Genomic DNA, 15,193 nt, shown 5'->3' with positions numbered 1-15,193 from the left:
TTTGAGGTCTCGTTTCATGATCGTGGTCTCAGTTATGCAGCTTGACGCCGAAGCGCAGCGCTATGCCCAGGCCGATGCCGACCAGGGTGATATTGATAAAGGACAGTGCCGCCACCAGGTCGGTCGAACCACCCGCCCACAGCGACACGATCAGCGCGCCAATCACTTCGGTACCCGGCGACAGCAGGTACACGCCTGTCGAATATTCACGCTCGAAGATCAGGAAAATCATCAGCCACGCGCCCAGCAAGCCGTATTTGATCAGCGGCAGGGTCACGTCGCGGGTTACCTGGCCGCGGCGGGCGCCAACCGCGCGTGCCGCTTCCTCCAGCTCAGGGCCAACCTGCAGCAGAGCGGTGGAAATCAGGCGCATGCCGTAAGCCATCCACACCACGGAATACGCCAGCCACACCGCGAAGATGGTGGTGCGCAGGCTGCGCAGCGCAGGGATCGCGTTTTCCACCAGCCACACCGCCAGGCCGTTGTCGGAGCCTTTAAGCATGCCATCGAGCCAGCTGGGGACGAACAGGAACACCCACAGGAAAGCCAGGCCAGCCAGCAGGCCTGGCACCGCACGCGGCACCAGCACGCTGTAATCGAGCACGCGGGTCAGCAGGTCAGGTTTGCGGTGCATGGCCAGCGCAATAAAGCTATAGCAGAAGACCGCCAGGCCGCCGCCGATCACGCCGATCAGCACCGTGTTGATAATGCCGCGGATCAGCGCATGCTGTTCGAAGATGTCGCGGAAGTGCTGCAGCGTCAGGACGTCGGCCAGCTTTACGCCCTCGCCCCAGTACTGCACGAAGGAGCGCAGCGCTATGCCGGACAGCGGCATCACAATGGTGACCAGCAGCCAGGCGCCCAGCACGGCAAACGCCAGCCATTTCCAGCGGCCCAGCGGCAGCGCCTTGCTGCGCGCGCCCTTGCCTTTGATCGACACGTATTTATTGGCCGATTTCAGCAGCCAGCGCTGGATCATCACCAGCGGCATGGTCACCGCCACCAGGCACACCGCCACTGCCGCCATCAGGTGGTAGGACGGGGTACCCAGCTTGTTGGTCAGCTTATACAGGTAGGTCGGCAGTACCAGGTGGCCTTCCGGATCGCCCAGCACCAGCACCAGCCCGAACACCTCGAAGCCGAGGAAGAACACCAGCACGCCGGCATAGGCCAGCGCCGGCATGATCATCGGCAGCGACACGTTGAACATCACCTGCAGCGGCGAGGCGCCGGCCACGCGGGCCGCTTCTTCCACGTCCGAGCCGAGGCTCTTCAGCGCCGACGAAGCGTACAGGTAGACGTGCGGCACGTGGGTCAGGCCGGCGATGATCACGATGCTGGTGAAGGAATACACATTCCACGGGATGAAGCCGATCAGGTCTTTCACCCAGGTCGAGTAAAAGCCCACAGGGCCCATCGACACCACATAGCCGAAACCCATCACCATTGGCGACACGAAGATCGGCACCAGCAGCAGCGGGGAAATCCAGCCGCGACCCGGCAGGTCGGTACGCACCATCAGGAAAGCCAGCATGCCGCCCAAAGGCACGGCGATGGCGGCCAGGCCGGCCGCCAGCAGCAGGCCGTTCTTGAATGCCACTGCAAAATCCGGGTCATCGAAGATGAAGCGGAAGGCGTCCAACCCTACTTCCTTGCCGGGCATGAAGAACGGCGCCGACAGGAAACTCTGGTAAAAGATCAGGAACAGCGGCAGGAAGATGGCGGTGCAGGTCAGCACTGCCACGATCCAGCGCGGCCAATTGATGCTGGCGCGCCCCGTTCCCTGCAAAGTCGCGGTGGTCATTGACAGCTCCTTATTTCTTGCCGGCGGTTTCTTTCCACTGCTTCAGGAAGGCCATGCGTTTCTGCGGCCCCAGGAACTGCAGCAGGATCGGGTGCACCGGCACTGGCTTGATCTTGTCCTGGCCGATCTGCTTGACCAGGTCGGACGAAGTGGTTTCGCCGCTCACGTCGGCGCGGATCGCGAACAGCTTGGATTCGTTGGCGATGATGGTCTGGCCGCGGTGCGACAGGGTATAGTCCAGCCACAGCTTGGCGGCGTTGACATTCTTTGCACCTTTGTTGATGAAGATCACGCGCGACATCACCAGGGTGTAGTCCTTCGGCAGTTGCACGCCGATCGATGGGTCGGTCTTGGCGCGCACCAGGGCGTAGGAACCCAGCACGTTGTAGCCGATCAGGTTTTCGCCGGAGGAGATACGCTCCATCATGGTGCCGGTGGAAGACTGCACGCGCACTTTCGCTTCACCGAAGGCGTTTTCCAGCTCCAGGAACTTCGGGTATTCCTTGGCATCCTGGCTCATGAACATGAAGCCGACGCCGGATTTTTCGATGTCGTAGGTGGTGACCTTGTCCTTGAACTTCGGCTGCTGGATCAGTTTCACGAAGTCGGCGTGGGTCTGCGGCACTTCCTTGGCATCGACCAGGCGCTTGTTGTAGACGATGGCTGCCGGCTCGAACGTGGTGCCATATGCCTGGTCGTCCCACACCGCCCAGCCAGGGATCTTCGACGCTTCCACCGATTTGTATTTCAGTGCGTAGCCGTCGGAGGCCAGGCGCATCTGCAGGTCCATGGCGGACGACCACATCACGTCGGCGGTATTGCCGCCGGCTGCCATCTCGGAGATGAAGCGGTTGTACACCTCGGTCGAATTCATATCGTTGTATTCGACGGTAATGCCGGGGTACAGCGCGTTGAAGTCGCGGATCAGCGGCTGCGCAGCCTTGCTGTCAGTGGCGCCGTACACCACCAGCTTGCCCTCTTTTTTCGCCGCATCGATCACTTTCTGGTAGTCGGCAGGATAGCCTGCAGGCGATTGTGCGAAAGCGGTGCACGCGAACAGGCCCGCGGCGGCCACCAGGGTCGTCTTGATCATTTGTGTCTCCTAGAATTTTTGAGGAATGTTTAGCGCACCAGGCCCAGATGGCTGGCGCGTTTGCCGTAATCGTCCACGGCTTTATGCACATACTCGTTGAGCGCCTGTCCTGTCAGGCTGAAGGGATATAGTCCCGCTTCCGTTCGCAGTTTCGCGAATTCCGGCGTCGCCATGAGGTGCTCGAAGGTTTTCACCCACTGCTGGTAATCGGCATCTGCCACCTGGGGGCCCATCCAGACCCCGCGAATCACCGGCCAGACAATGTCGTAGCCCTGCTCGCGCGCCGTCGGCACCGCAGCCAGTTTTCCCGGCAAGCGCTCTTCCGACATCACGGCCAACACGCGGATCGTGCTGCCGGCCAGGTTGGCTTCGGAAGCATCGCCCGACACTACCTGCACGTAGTTCGCCTGCATCGCAGTAAACGACTCGCCGCCGCCCTCCAGCGCCACGAAACGCAGCACTTTCGGGTCCAGGCCGGCCTGGCGTACCAGCAGGGCCACCTTCAGCCAGTCCTGGCTGCCGATCGTGCCGCTGACGCCGATCAGCACCTTCGACGGATCGCGCTTGAGCGCCGCCACCAGGTCGGCCAGCGACTTGAACGGCGAATCGGAGCGCACCGCGATCATGCCGTAGTCCGCCCCCAGCGCCGCAACCCAGCGCACATCGTCCGCCTTGGCCTTGCCGAATTTGCCTTGCGCGAGGTTCAGCAGCGAACCGCCGGAAAAAGCCACCAGGGTGTTCGGTTCGGCGCGGCGCTGCGAAACCAGCGAGTGCCATGCCACGGCGCCGATCCCGCCCGGGCGATACACCAGCTTCATCGGCTGCCCGCCCGCCATCGTCGCCAGGCCCTTCTGGGCCAGCTTGCACGTCAGGTCCATCGCACCGCCCGGCTTGGACGGCACGATGCATTCAGCTGCGTGCACCTGACCTGCAAGCAGCAGGACAGAAGCGAAGATGGAGAGCAGGATCTTCATGGCTTCATTATTATCAGAAGCGGTGCTGGATGCCAACCATTACACCGTGCTGGCTGTCGCCGAAGGCTGCATCGTCGCGCGACAGGCCAACCAGCTGGTCATGCTTGCCCTTGGTGTAACCGACAGTCGCATACAGGTCGGTGCGCTTGGATGCGGCGTAGCGATAGCGCAGCACATACATGGTCGGATCGGCGTCCTTGCCGGCGGCCAGGTTGCGCTGGTCGATGTGGTACACGGCGCCCGTGATGGTGACGTTTGGCTGCGGTTTGTATGCCACGCCAGCCCACAAGGTGTTGCCTTTTACATCAGCCGTAGCGGCCTTGCCCGCCACCAGCTTGTAGGTACGGCCGCCGAGCCAGAATTTGAAATCGCCGGTGGCGTAATAGCCGCCCAGGTGGTATGCGGTGGTCTCGTCACGGTTGCCGGTGGCGACCACATTGTTACCGTTGATGCGCTCCGCGGTGAACATGGCGCCCAGCGACTCGGACTGGTAGCTGACCGCGCCGGCGTACTTGGCGCTGTCAGCCGAGCTGGCGCCTGCGCCCTGCTGCTCGCCCATGCCGTAGCTGAAGCCATAGTTCCAGTCGCCGGTCTTGCCGGAGTATTTGATCAGGTTATCGAAACCGGTGGTCATGCCGTACTTGCTTGGCAACGTGGCGCTGCCGCCGGTCGCCCAGGAGTAGTAAGGCGCAAAGCCCATCGGGTCGAAGCGGATAACGGTGTCGTACACGCTGGTGAAGGAACGGCCCAGGATCACGCGGCCCCAGTTGCCTTCCAGGCCGACGTTGGCCTGGCGCTTGAACAGGTTGCCATCCTGCGCGCCGGTATCCATCAGGATGCCGCTTTCGAGCTGGAACACGGCTTTCAGGCCGCCGCCCAGGTCCTCACTGCCTTTGATACCCCAACGCGAAGTATTCATGCCGCCGGAGCTGACGTGGGTTACGCTGCCGCCGCCCGCCTGGGCATTGTTGGAAATGTCGACCCCCATGTCCAGCAGGCCGTACACCTGCACATTGGATTGGGCGTGGGCGGAAGTATAGGCGGCAAACATCATCGCGACGGCCGCTGCCATCGAAGTTCTTTTCACAATCAGTCTCCTGGGTTTATAGTTATTTCAGTCATGCCTCGCTCTGGCACGGTTCAACTATAAAATCGCCAACCTTTCAAACGCCTTTCAGGCAAATGCCATGCGAATATTGTTAGTGGAAGACCACACCGAATTACAACACTGGCTTTCCAAAGCCCTGCGCGATGCCAACCTTTCTGTCGAATGCGCCGACAACGGCGCCGACGCCGACTCCCTGCTGCTGACCCAGGAATATGCCCTGGTCATCCTCGATTTGACCCTGCCCCGCATGGACGGGCTGGAAGTGCTGAAACGCCTGCGCGCGCGCGGGGGCAAGACGCCCGTATTGATCCTGACCGCGCGCGGCGGGCTGGAGGATCGCGTGCAGGGCCTGAACCTGGGCGCCGACGATTACCTCGCAAAACCTTTCGAACTGGCCGAACTGGAAGCGCGCGTGAAGGCTTTGCTGCGCCGCAGCGCGGGCAATGAATCGCTGGTGTACGAATGCGGCGCGCTGCGCTTCGATACTGTCAGCCGCATGTTTTCCTATTTCGGCGAGAACCTGCAGCTCACGCCGCGCGAACACGCCGTGCTGGAAGCGCTGATCACCAAGGGCGGCAAGCCGGTCGCCAAGGAAAAACTGTTCGACCAGGTGTTCTCGCTGGCCGATGACGCCAACCTCGACGCCATCGAGCTGTATATCCACCGGGTGCGCAAGAAGCTTGACCGCAAGGAGCCCGGCGCTGCGGCCATCACAACCCTGCGCGGCATCGGCTACCTGCTGCAGCCGGCCGAAGCGAAAGCCTGATGAAGGCCATGCTCGCCATGGGCAGCCTGCGCGGCCAGTTGCTGCGCTGGCTGCTGTTGCCGCTGGTTCTCTTGGAAATCATCAACACCATCTCTGTCTACTACAATGCGGTGGACGCGGCCGACATGGCGTACGACCGCTCGCTGCTGGCCTCCACGCGCGCGCTGGCGGAGCGCGTGTCGGTAGAAGGCGGGAAAGTGGTGGTCGACGTGCCCTACGTTGCGCTGGACAGCTTTGAGACCGACACCCTGGGCCGCATCTACTACAAAGTCACCGGCATCAAGGGCGAGACGGTTTCCGGTTACGACGACCTGCCCGCAGTACCGGCCAATGTGCCGCGCTCGGAGAACTACCCTGCCCTGGTGCGCTTTTACCACGCCAACTACAACGGCCAGCCGATCCGCATTGCTGCCCTGCTGCAGCCGGTATATGACGACAATATGCGCGGCATCGCGCTGATCCAGGTAGGCGAAACGCTTGATGCCCGCAAAGGCCTGACGCTGAAGATCCTGTACGACACCATTGCGTGGCAGGCCAGCGTGGTGCTGTTGGCCGGCTTGCTGGTGTGGTTCGCGGTCAAGCTGGTGCTGCGTCCATTGATGCAATTGAAGCACGAGGTGGAATCGCGCAATGTATCCGACCTGTCCGACCTCGATCCTGCGCTGGTGCACAAGGAAGTGCGGCCGCTGGTGCAGGCCATGAATGCCTCGACCACCCGCATCGCGGGATTGATCGCCAGCCAGCGGCGCTTCATCGCCGACGCATCGCACCAGTTGCGCACGCCGCTGACGGTACTGAAGACCCAGGCCGAGCTGGCGCAGCGCGAATTGGCGCGCGATTCCTCCGCCTCGCCGGAGCTGCGCAATGTGGTGGCCAGCATGGCCGCCACCACCGACTCCACCGTGCACCTGGCAAACCGCCTGCTGATGCTGGCGCGCATCGAGCACAGCGAAAATCGCGAGCCGGTGCCGGTGCCGCTGCGCGAGACGGTGCAGCAGGTCGCGCTGGAACTGGCACTATCCGCCGTCACCCGCGGCATCGACCTTTCGCTGGAGGGCGACGGCGAAGCCAGCGTGAATGGCCAGGCTTTGCTGCTGCATGAGCTGGTGTCGAACCTGGTCGACAACGCCCTGCACTACACGCCGCGCGGCGGCAGCGTGGTGCTGCGCGTGCTGCCGGGCGACGCGCATGTGGTGCTGGAGGTCGAAGACAGCGGCCCTGGTATTCCGCCCGAAGACCGCGACCGCGTGTTTTCGCCCTTCTACCGCGCCGCTTCCACCATGCAGGCGAATCCGGGCGGCTCAGGCCTGGGGCTGGCAATCGTGCGCGATATCGCGGTCTTGCACCACGCCGCGCTTGAACTGGACCAAGGCGTTGCCGGCCACGGCCTCTTGGTGCGCGTCAGGTTGCCGCGCGCCACGCCTCCACCGGCAGCGTAATCGCAATACGGGTGCCTGACGAGCAGTCCATCGCAAAGCTGCCGCCCAGCGCCTGCACCCGCTCGCGCATGCCCGCCAGGCCAACGCCGGCCGCAGTGCGCGCCGGGTCGAAGCCGGTCCCGTCGTCGGCCACCGAAATCCGCAGGGCGTCGCCATGCCGGGCCACTTCAACGCTGGCTGCGCTGGCGCGAGCGTGCTTCACAATGTTCGACAACGCTTCCTGCACGATACGATAGGCCGAGATCGCAGCATCGCCATCGAGTCCGCCGAAATCGCCTTCGGTATGCAGCGAAAAGCGGCAGGAAGGATGGCTGCTGCCGACCTGGCGCACCATTTCTTCCAGCGCGCCCTGCAGGCCAAGCATGTCGAGCATCTCCGGCCGCAGACGGCGCACCAGCGTGCGGCCGCTGTTGTACAAGCCCAGCGCAAGCTTGGTGATCGCCTGCGCCTTTTCGCGAACCTGGGCCGCAGGTTCGGCTGGCTGCAGCGCGCCGGCCAGGCCCGCGATCTGCTGCGCCTCCAGCCGCACGGCGATCAGCGTCGCATTCAATTCGTCGTGGATCTCGAGCGCGATTGCCTTGCGTTCATCCTCCACCACCGTAGTCACGCGTTGCAGCAGGCGGCGCTTCTCGGCATCCGCCGCACGCACTGCCTGCATGGACGCCTGCAGCGACAAGGCGAAGCCGCTGGTCATCTGCCATGCTACGCCCGCGCATACCAGCAGGCCCGCCAGCGCCACCCCTAATTCCAGCTGGAAGCGCGCGCGGGCCTTGCGCAGCAAGGCAGTCGCCGACATCCTCACCTGCACATAGCCCATCGTGCCCACATTGCGGTTTCCGCCCCCCGTCACGTAGAGCAGACGCTTGTGCACTGCCGCTTCGTAATAGCGCGCTTCGGGCGGCGCGTCGCCGCGCGCCGCAACTTCCAGCAGCGGCTTGCGCTCCGCATCGAGCAAGGTCACGCGATGAATCGCGCCGTCGGTTTGCAGCATGCCGTTGATCGTTGCCCGCAGCTCGTCGAACTGCCCGTGCACCAGGCTGATTTCGCTGCTCGCCACCAGCGCACTGGCAAGCAATTGCCCGCGCTCTGCCAACTCGGCATGCACCTCCGACTGGCGCGACTGGTAGCTGTACCAGGTCAGCGTAGCAAACAACGCCAGCACCGGCAGCAAGGTAATCGCCAGCAGCCGCCCGCGCGTGCCGACGCGCCACTTGGCCCGCATCAGGCTTGCAGCACGCCGTGGCGCACCGCCAGGCGGGTGATATCAGCCGCACGCTCAACGCCCAGTTTGTCCTTGATGGCCTGGCTGGAGTTGCTGATCGTCTTGCTGGAGACGCCGAGTTTATCGGCGATTTCGGCATTGGTCAGGCCCTCCGCCATCAGCTTGAAAATTTCCAGCGAGCGCTCGTCGAGCAGCGCTTGCGGCGATTGCTCGCCCAGCACTGACAGGCTGGCCAGGCGTTCCGCGATGGCGGGCATGAAGTACAACTCGCCCTGGGCGGCGCGCTGCACGGCGGTGAAAAGCTCGGCCGGGTCGCAATCCTTCGTCACCAGCGCCCGCGCGCCAATACGGTAGGCCTCTTTGACCAGCGCATCCTGGTCGAACTGGGTCAGGAAGATGAAGTGTGCTTTAGGGGCCACGGCCAGGATCTGGCGCGCCGCATCGAGGCCCGTCATCTGCTCGCCAAAGCGCATATCCAGGATAGCAACGTCCGGTACCAGGGCCTGGTAGGCCTCGACCGCCTCAGCCGGCGTCCTTGCCTGAGCTACAACTTCCACGCCAAAACCGGCCAGCGCCGTCGCAAAACCGCCCATTACCACGGGATGATCATCTGCCAGCAGTACCCTGATCTTATTCATAGCATTCCTCGTTTCCAGATGATGGAAGGATACCACGCTAAGACATAGCAAGAAAAATTGCTTGCTTATTTCCATCAGATGGAAGAATATCTTGCCATGGACTGGCAATTCAGCCTACCAACAAGAAGAAAGGAGCATTTCCATGAACTTCGACACCTCCCGCAAGAACTACTCCGGCCTGGCTTTTGTCGCCGTCTTGCACCTTGTTGCCGCAGGCATCGCGCTGAAGCACTCAACGATCCTGGTCAACCGTGTCACGGAGCCGGAGCCGGTCACGGTGACCCCGTTGCCGCCAGAGCCGAAAGTCTTGCCGCCCAAAATGCCGGACATCGCACCGCCAAAACTGCCGGTCATCACGCTGCCCGAGTTGCCGATCCTGATAACGCCGGTCGATCCGCCGATCACCACCGCGCCGCCCGATAGTAAGCCGCGTGACAAGACGCCGCCGGTCCCGCCAGGTCCCGACACAACGCGCGATCCGATCGAACCTGTGCGCCACAAGCCGCTGAACGTGGCCGCAGTGATCGACGCCGCAAGCTGCGCCAAGCCGTCCTACCCTGCGGCAGCCTTGCGCAACGGCGACGAAGGCACGGTCACCCTGGCCTTCCTGATCGGCAAAGACGGCCACGTGGCCAGCGCCAAGGTCGAACGCACCAGCGGTTTCCGCGACCTGGACCGGGCTGCGCTGCAAGGCCTCTCGATGTGCGCCTTCAAGCCCGGCAGCATCGATGGCGTAGCGCAGGAATCGTGGGCCCGCATGCAATACGCCTGGCGCCTCGACGGGTAAGCAATAGAGCGCGGCAGTAAAGCGAATTCCCCTATCATGCGCCGGTTAACCCTTGCGGTTGCCGGCGCATGCCCTATGTTCATCAAGCTTTCTTTCCGCCAATTATTACTGGGCGTCTTCCTGCTGATCGCCCTGCTGCTCAGCGCGACCTCGATCCAGGCCCTGTTCACGCTGGACCGGCTGGCCGCTGAAAGCCGCGAAGTCGGCCAGCACGCCGTCGTGCTGACCGCGAACGTGCAACGCCTGGCCGAACGCAGCGTGGCCATGGAACGCAGCGCGCGCCAGTTCCTGGTGCTGGACGACCCCGCCTTCCGCGACCGCTACGCCGCCGCCTGGCGCGATGGGGAGGACGCGCTCTCCGCATTGTCAGCCGGCCTGCCCTCCGTACCCAAAGCCAGTTTTACCGCCTGGCGCGACCAGGGCGAGCAAGCCTGGCATGCACTGCAGGCGCCGAACACCAAGCGCGCCCAGCGCCAGCACATGTTGAACACCGCGCTGGCCGGCCTGTCCCCGATCAACGAGGAACTGGCGGACGAGGTCAAACGCGAAGTCGACCAGCGCAACCAGCGCATCCTGCTTGGCCTGGAACACCGGCGCAGCGTCCTGGCCGGGCAACTGCTCGCCTCCATCAGCCTCGCCGCCGCACTGGCGCTCGGCTGCGGCATGTGGCTGGCGCGCCCATTGGCACAAATCGAAGGCGCCATCGACCGCCTGGGCGGCAACCGCTACGACCAGCCGATCGAGGTCGAAGGCCCGGACGACCTGCGCCGCCTCGGCCAGCAACTGAACTGGCTGCGCCAGCGCCTGGCCAGCCTGGAGGCCGACAAATCGCGCTTCCTGCGCCACATCTCGCATGAACTGAAAACCCCGCTGGCCGCGCTGGTGGAAGGCGTGGCCCTGCTGGAAGATGAGGTAGCCGGCACGCTGACGCCGAACCAGCGCGAGGTGGCCGGCATCCTGCGCCAGAACACGGCCTCGCTGCAAAACCAGATCGAAGACCTGCTGCGCTATAACACCGCCACTTTCGCCGCCCAGCACCTGCAGCGCCAGTCCACCGATATCGCGGCCCTGCTGCGCGACACGGTCGACGCCCAGCGTCTGCAATGGCAGGCCCGCGGGCTCGATGTAGCGGTGGAAGGCGGCGCCCCGCCCATTTCCGTTGATCCCGGCAAGCTCGCCATCGCGACCAGCAACCTGCTCACCAACGCCGTGCGCTACAGCCCTGAAGGCGGCACGGTGCGCTTCATCATCGGCGAACAGGCCGGCACGCTGGCGATCGACTGCATCGACCAGGGCCCCGGCGTGGCGCCGGAAGACGCGGCCCATATTTTCGAACCTTTCTACCAGGGGACGCGCCAGCCGCCCGGCGCGCGGCGCGGCAATGGCGTCGGCCTGTCCATCGTGCTCGAATACATCAGCGCCCACAGCGGCTCACTGCAATTGCTGCCGGCCAGCACCGGCGCCCACTTCCGGATCGAACTTCCTTATGAATATTAAATCGCCCTTGCTGCCGGTCTTCCTGCTAGCGCTGCTGCTCGCCGCCTGCGCTCAGCGACAGCCCATTGCACCGGCGCTGCCGCCCTTGCCGCCGCCGCCCGCTCCCGCGCCGCTGACATTGCTGGTCGCGCCGCAGGACGAGGTGGCGCCGCTGCTGGCCTATCACCAGTCGCTGCGCCGCATGACGCAAGGCGAATTGCTGAAGGAGTTGAGCGGCCTGTCGCAGCAACAGAAGACGCCGAAGGTGCTGCTGCAATCGGCCATGGTGCTGTCCCTGACGCGCGGCGGCGGCGACCTGGCAAAGGCGCAGGCGCAATTCGACGTCGTAGCCACGGCGCCGGAGCCGGAAGCCCAGGGATTGCGGCAACTGGCGCAGCTCCTGTCAGCCCAATGCGCAGAAACGCGCCGCCTGATCGATGACGGCGACCGCCTGCGCGCGCAATTGAAAGATAACCAGCGCAAGAACGAGCAATTGAACGAAACCCTGGAAGCGCTCAAAGAGATCGAGCGCGGCCTGCCTGCGAGAGCCAGTAAATGAACGCACCTATCTCCCCCCGCCTGCTGCTGGTCGACGACGACGCCGACCTCCTGCGCCTGCTGTCGATGCGCCTGAACGCCAATGGCTACCAGGTCACCGCCGTCGGCAGCGCCGAAGCCGCGCTGGCCAACCTGTCGATCGCCCTGCCCTCGCTGGTGATCAGCGACGTGCGGCTGCCGGAACGGGACGGCATGTCCCTGTTCCAGCAGATCCGCAGCCAGCATCCCGCATTGCCGGTCATCCTGCTCACCGCCCACGGCACCATTCCCGATGCGGTCGAAGCCACTTCGCTCGGCGCCTACGCCTACCTGACCAAGCCCTTCGACGCCAAGGTACTGCTCGACCGCATCGGCCAGGCGCTAAGCGTCGCCGCCCCCGAAGCCGCACCGGATGCCGGCAGCGGCACATGGCGCGCCGACATCATCAGCCGCAGCCGCGCCATGGAAGAAGTGCTGCATGAGGCGCAGCTGGTCGCAGCCTCCGACGCCAGCGTGTTAATACGCGGCGAAAGCGGCACCGGCAAGGAGTTGCTGGCGCGCGCCATCCACCGCGCCAGCCGCCGCTGCGCCGCACCCTTCATCGCCGTCAACTGCGGCGCCATCCCCGAGCAATTGCTGGAATCCGAACTGTTCGGCCACGTGAAAGGCGCCTTCACCGGCGCCGTCGCCAGCCGCGAAGGCCTGCTGCAGGCGGCCGACGGCGGCACGCTGTTCCTCGACGAGATCGGCGACATGCCGCTACTGCTGCAGGTGAAGCTGCTGCGCGTGCTGCAGGAACGCGTGGTGCGCCAGGTCGGTTCCGATAGCGGCCGCCCGGTCAATGTACGCGTGCTGTCCGCCACCCACCGCGACCTGGAAGCTGCCATGCTGGAGGGGCAGTTCCGCGAAGACCTGTATTACCGCCTGAACGTGATCACGCTCACCCTGCCATCGCTGTCAGAGCGGCGCGAAGACATCGGCCTGCTGGCCACACGCTTCCTGCAAATGCTGGCCGACAAATACGGCAAGACAATCAACGGCTTCGCCCCCGAAGCGTTGGAAGCACTGTCGCGCGCCTCCTGGCCGGGCAATGTGCGCCAGCTGTATAACGTCGTGGAACATGCGTGCGCCCTGGCCACCGCGCCGCTGGTACCGCTCTCCCTGGTGCAGCGCGCCTTGCGCGTGCCCTCGCTGGAAGTGCTCAGCTACACCGAAGCCAAGCAGCGCTTCGAACGCAACTACCTGGTGCAGCTGCTCAAGCTTACCGACGGCAACGTCGCCGACGCCGCCCGCCTGGCAGAGCGCAACCGGACCGAGTTCTATCGCCTGCTGCAAAAGCACGAATTGAACGCATCACAGTTCCGCAATGAACCTGTCGCCTAGGGGCGACAGGCATAAAGCCCGTCAAATCAGGGCCTTGCGCATCGAGGCCGGCAGCCTGTCGCTTTGCGGCGACAAACTTCATGTTGCCACACAGCTAAGTCATTGATTTCTTTACCTGGCACGCGCCTTGCAATACCAATGACAACGCACAAGCGTTGACTGCCAACTTGAAAATGGAGAGATAGACCATGAAGGATTCCAAACTGATCGCAAGCCTGTTCGCCGCCGCCGCATTCGCCCTCGCCTCGCTGTCCGCCCATGCGCAGCAGGAAGGCGCCATGGCCGGTGCCGCAGTCGCTACCGCCGACTCCACGCTGCAGGCCAAGGTCAAGGCAGCCCTGTCGGAGCAGAAAGAGATCATCGTGTCGGCTAACCAGGGCGTAGTGGTCCTGAGCGGCACTGTGGCTAACACCGACGCCGGCGCCAAAGCGATCCAAACGGCATCCGCCGTGGCTGGAGTGAAGGAAGTGAAGAGTGAGCTGACTGTCGCCGGCAAATAATGCCTTTGCTGCAGTAGTACCTCCCTTATCGGGCGACCCAGCGCCGCCCGTTTTTTTATGAAAGTCGGGGTCAGCTCCGGCAATCGGACATTTCGCTACGCGAAATGTCCGATTGCCGGAGCTGACCCCGACTTTTATTACGCGAGGTTCTCGAGGCGGATCTTGGTGACGTTGCCCACCACGCTGGTCAGCTTTTCGATCTTCTCGATGGCCGCCACCACGTTCTTCTCCTGCGTCTGGTGCGTCAGCAGGATGATGTCGGTGTGGGTCTCGCCTTCTGCCGGTTCCTTCTGCATCATGGCGTCGATGGAGATCGAAGCGTCGGCCAGGATGCGCGTCAGTTCCGCCAGCACGCCCGGACGGTCAGCCACCGTCATGCGCAGGTAGTAGCTGGTGGTGATCTCGGCCATCGGCATGATCTTGATGTCGGTCATCGCGTTCGGCTGGAAGGCCAGGTGCGGAACGCGGTGTTCGGGATCGGCTGTCGCCAGGCGGGTGATGTCGACCAGGTCGGCAATCACGGCGGAAGCGGTCGGCTCCGGGCCGGCGCCTTTGCCGTAATACATGGTGGCGCCGATCGCGTCGCCTTGCACCAGCACTGCATTCATCGCACCTTCCACGTTGGCGATCAGGCGCTTGGCCGGGATCAGGGTCGGGTGCACGCGCAGCTCAATGCCTTCGCCGCCAGTCGCTTGGGCGCGGCGCGCGATGCCCAGCAGCTTGATGCGGTAGCCCAGTTGTTCGGCGTACTTGATGTCGATCGCCTGCAGCTTGGTGATACCCTCGATATGGGCTTTTTCAAACTGCACCGGAATGCCGAAGGCAATCGCCGACAGGATGGTCGCCTTGTGCGCCGCGTCCACCCCTTCGATATCGAAGGTCGGATCGGCTTCAGCGTACCCCAGGCGCTGCGCTTCCTTCAGCACGGTGGCGAAGTCCAGGCCCTTGTCGCGCATCTCGGACAGGATGAAATTGGTGGTGCCGTTGATGATGCCGGCAATCCATTCGATGCGGTTGGCCGTCAGGCCTTCGCGCAGCGCCTTGATGATCGGGATGCCGCCTGCGACAGCCGCCTCGAAGGCGACCATCACGCCCTTGGCGTGGGCCGCGGCAAAGATCTCGGTGCCATGCATGGCCAGCAGCGCCTTGTTGGCGGTGACCACGTGCTTGCCGTTGGCGATGGCCTGCATCACCAGTTCCTTGGCGGTGTCATAGCCGCCAATCAGCTCCACGACGATATCGATTTCCGGATCGTTGACGATCGCGAATGGGTCTGCCACTACTTTGCACTGGCCTTCGGTGCGCTCTTTTGCGCGCTCCAGGTTGCGGGCCGATACGGCCACAATCTCGATACCGCGGCCGGCGCGGCGGCGGATCTCTTCCTGGTTGCGTCGCAATACACTGAACGTCCCGGCGCCTACATTGCCTACGCCCAGCAAACCTACTTTAATCGATTTCATCTCTCA

The 15,193-nt window shown here is 63.7% G+C and carries 14 protein-coding genes; 7 read left to right on the top strand and 7 right to left on the bottom strand.

The features are described from left to right. Nucleotides 1-28 precede the first annotated feature (28 nt). The 4 genes from ASE26_RS01750 to ASE26_RS01735 are packed head-to-tail and all read right to left on the bottom strand — an operon-like array spanning nucleotide 29 to nucleotide 4,958. Complete coding sequence (locus tag ASE26_RS01750; RefSeq protein WP_055931357.1) at nucleotides 29-1,804, bottom strand: iron ABC transporter permease; 1,776 nt, start codon at nucleotides 1,802-1,804, stop codon at nucleotides 29-31. Between the two features lie 10 nt (nucleotides 1,805-1,814). Beyond that, nucleotides 1,815-2,897, bottom strand: coding sequence for an ABC transporter substrate-binding protein (locus ASE26_RS01745; protein WP_055931354.1), 1,083 nt, complete (start codon nucleotides 2,895-2,897; stop codon nucleotides 1,815-1,817). A 29-nt stretch (nucleotides 2,898-2,926) separates the two neighbouring features. Beyond that, a complete protein-coding gene (locus tag ASE26_RS01740; RefSeq protein ID WP_055931352.1) occupies nucleotides 2,927-3,871 on the bottom strand; it encodes a tripartite tricarboxylate transporter substrate binding protein in 945 nt (314 codons plus the stop codon). Between the two features lie 13 nt (nucleotides 3,872-3,884). Beyond that, nucleotides 3,885-4,958 (bottom strand): porin, encoded by a 1,074-nt coding sequence (locus ASE26_RS01735; protein ID WP_055931348.1) that lies wholly within the window; start codon nucleotides 4,956-4,958, stop codon nucleotides 3,885-3,887. A gap of 100 nt (nucleotides 4,959-5,058) precedes the next feature. Between ASE26_RS01735 and ASE26_RS01730 the strand changes: the two genes are divergently transcribed. Beyond that, nucleotides 5,059-5,745 carry a response regulator gene (locus tag ASE26_RS01730; protein ID WP_055931345.1) on the top strand — a complete coding sequence of 229 codons (687 nt, stop codon included), beginning with the start codon at nucleotides 5,059-5,061 and terminating at the stop codon, nucleotides 5,743-5,745. Then, nucleotides 5,745-7,184, top strand: a complete 1,440-nt coding sequence (locus ASE26_RS01725) for a sensor histidine kinase (RefSeq protein ID WP_055931343.1) — start codon at nucleotides 5,745-5,747, stop codon at nucleotides 7,182-7,184. Before ASE26_RS01730 ends, ASE26_RS01725 begins: the two co-directional genes overlap by 1 nt. Here the strand turns inward: ASE26_RS01725 and ASE26_RS01720 are convergent. Further along, on the bottom strand, nucleotides 7,147-8,406 hold the full coding sequence (locus ASE26_RS01720) for an ATP-binding protein (RefSeq protein ID WP_055931340.1): 1,260 nt from the start codon (nucleotides 8,404-8,406) through the stop codon (nucleotides 7,147-7,149). The genes ASE26_RS01725 and ASE26_RS01720 overlap by 38 nt on opposite strands. Continuing rightward, nucleotides 8,406-9,044 carry a response regulator transcription factor gene (locus ASE26_RS01715; protein ID WP_055931338.1) on the bottom strand — a complete coding sequence of 213 codons (639 nt, stop codon included), beginning with the start codon at nucleotides 9,042-9,044 and terminating at the stop codon, nucleotides 8,406-8,408. Before ASE26_RS01715 ends, ASE26_RS01720 begins: the two co-directional genes overlap by 1 nt. Nucleotides 9,045-9,186: 142 nt before the next feature. Here ASE26_RS01715 and ASE26_RS01710 point away from each other — a divergent pair, with 142 nt between their 5' ends. The 5 genes from ASE26_RS01710 to ASE26_RS01690 all read left to right on the top strand — a co-directional run bounded on the left by ASE26_RS01710 (nucleotide 9,187) and on the right by ASE26_RS01690 (nucleotide 13,727). Further along, nucleotides 9,187-9,831 (top strand): energy transducer TonB, encoded by a 645-nt coding sequence (locus ASE26_RS01710; RefSeq protein WP_055931335.1) that lies wholly within the window; start codon nucleotides 9,187-9,189, stop codon nucleotides 9,829-9,831. A gap of 75 nt (nucleotides 9,832-9,906) precedes the next feature. After that, nucleotides 9,907-11,328, top strand: coding sequence for a HAMP domain-containing sensor histidine kinase (locus ASE26_RS01705; RefSeq protein ID WP_082507318.1), 1,422 nt, complete (start codon nucleotides 9,907-9,909; stop codon nucleotides 11,326-11,328). Next, the gene (locus tag ASE26_RS01700; protein WP_055931329.1) at nucleotides 11,318-11,866 is read left to right on the top strand and encodes a hypothetical protein; all 549 of its coding nucleotides are present in this window, start codon (nucleotides 11,318-11,320) and stop codon (nucleotides 11,864-11,866) included. Before ASE26_RS01705 ends, ASE26_RS01700 begins: the two co-directional genes overlap by 11 nt. Next, the gene (locus ASE26_RS01695) at nucleotides 11,863-13,227 is read left to right on the top strand and encodes a sigma 54-interacting transcriptional regulator (protein WP_055931326.1); all 1,365 of its coding nucleotides are present in this window, start codon (nucleotides 11,863-11,865) and stop codon (nucleotides 13,225-13,227) included. Before ASE26_RS01700 ends, ASE26_RS01695 begins: the two co-directional genes overlap by 4 nt. 188 nt (nucleotides 13,228-13,415) lie before the next feature. Further along, nucleotides 13,416-13,727, top strand: coding sequence for a BON domain-containing protein (locus ASE26_RS01690; protein WP_055931323.1), 312 nt, complete (start codon nucleotides 13,416-13,418; stop codon nucleotides 13,725-13,727). A gap of 137 nt (nucleotides 13,728-13,864) precedes the next feature. Here ASE26_RS01690 and ASE26_RS01685 read toward each other — a convergent pair whose 3' ends face one another. Next, complete coding sequence (locus ASE26_RS01685) at nucleotides 13,865-15,187, bottom strand: homoserine dehydrogenase (protein WP_057245491.1); 1,323 nt, start codon at nucleotides 15,185-15,187, stop codon at nucleotides 13,865-13,867. Nucleotides 15,188-15,193 lie beyond the last annotated feature (6 nt).

The organism is Duganella sp. Root198D2, assembly GCF_001428585.1.
Lineage (GTDB): Bacteria > Pseudomonadota > Gammaproteobacteria > Burkholderiales > Burkholderiaceae_D > Rugamonas.
The sequence above is the reverse complement of the archived record's forward strand: the minus strand, read 5'-3'. Positions and strand labels throughout refer to the sequence as shown.

Excerpts from the sequence above, each read along its gene's own strand:
- ASE26_RS01750 (WP_055931357.1), bottom strand. The coding sequence starts at position 1,804 with ATGACCACCGCGACTTTGCAGGGAACGGGGCGCGCCAGCATCAATTGG.
- ASE26_RS01745 (WP_055931354.1), bottom strand. The coding sequence starts at position 2,897 with ATGATCAAGACGACCCTGGTGGCCGCCGCGGGCCTGTTCGCGTGCACC.
- ASE26_RS01740 (WP_055931352.1), bottom strand. The coding sequence starts at position 3,871 with ATGAAGATCCTGCTCTCCATCTTCGCTTCTGTCCTGCTGCTTGCAGGT.
- ASE26_RS01730 (WP_055931345.1), top strand. The coding sequence starts at position 5,059 with ATGCGAATATTGTTAGTGGAAGACCACACCGAATTACAACACTGGCTT.
- ASE26_RS01725 (WP_055931343.1), top strand. The coding sequence starts at position 5,745 with ATGAAGGCCATGCTCGCCATGGGCAGCCTGCGCGGCCAGTTGCTGCGC.
- ASE26_RS01720 (WP_055931340.1), bottom strand. The coding sequence starts at position 8,406 with ATGCGGGCCAAGTGGCGCGTCGGCACGCGCGGGCGGCTGCTGGCGATT.
- ASE26_RS01715 (WP_055931338.1), bottom strand. The coding sequence starts at position 9,044 with ATGAATAAGATCAGGGTACTGCTGGCAGATGATCATCCCGTGGTAATG.
- ASE26_RS01710 (WP_055931335.1), top strand. The coding sequence starts at position 9,187 with ATGAACTTCGACACCTCCCGCAAGAACTACTCCGGCCTGGCTTTTGTC.
- ASE26_RS01705 (WP_082507318.1), top strand. The coding sequence starts at position 9,907 with ATGTTCATCAAGCTTTCTTTCCGCCAATTATTACTGGGCGTCTTCCTG.
- ASE26_RS01700 (WP_055931329.1), top strand. The coding sequence starts at position 11,318 with ATGAATATTAAATCGCCCTTGCTGCCGGTCTTCCTGCTAGCGCTGCTG.
- ASE26_RS01695 (WP_055931326.1), top strand. The coding sequence starts at position 11,863 with ATGAACGCACCTATCTCCCCCCGCCTGCTGCTGGTCGACGACGACGCC.
- ASE26_RS01690 (WP_055931323.1), top strand. The coding sequence starts at position 13,416 with ATGAAGGATTCCAAACTGATCGCAAGCCTGTTCGCCGCCGCCGCATTC.
- ASE26_RS01685 (WP_057245491.1), bottom strand. The coding sequence starts at position 15,187 with ATGAAATCGATTAAAGTAGGTTTGCTGGGCGTAGGCAATGTAGGCGCC.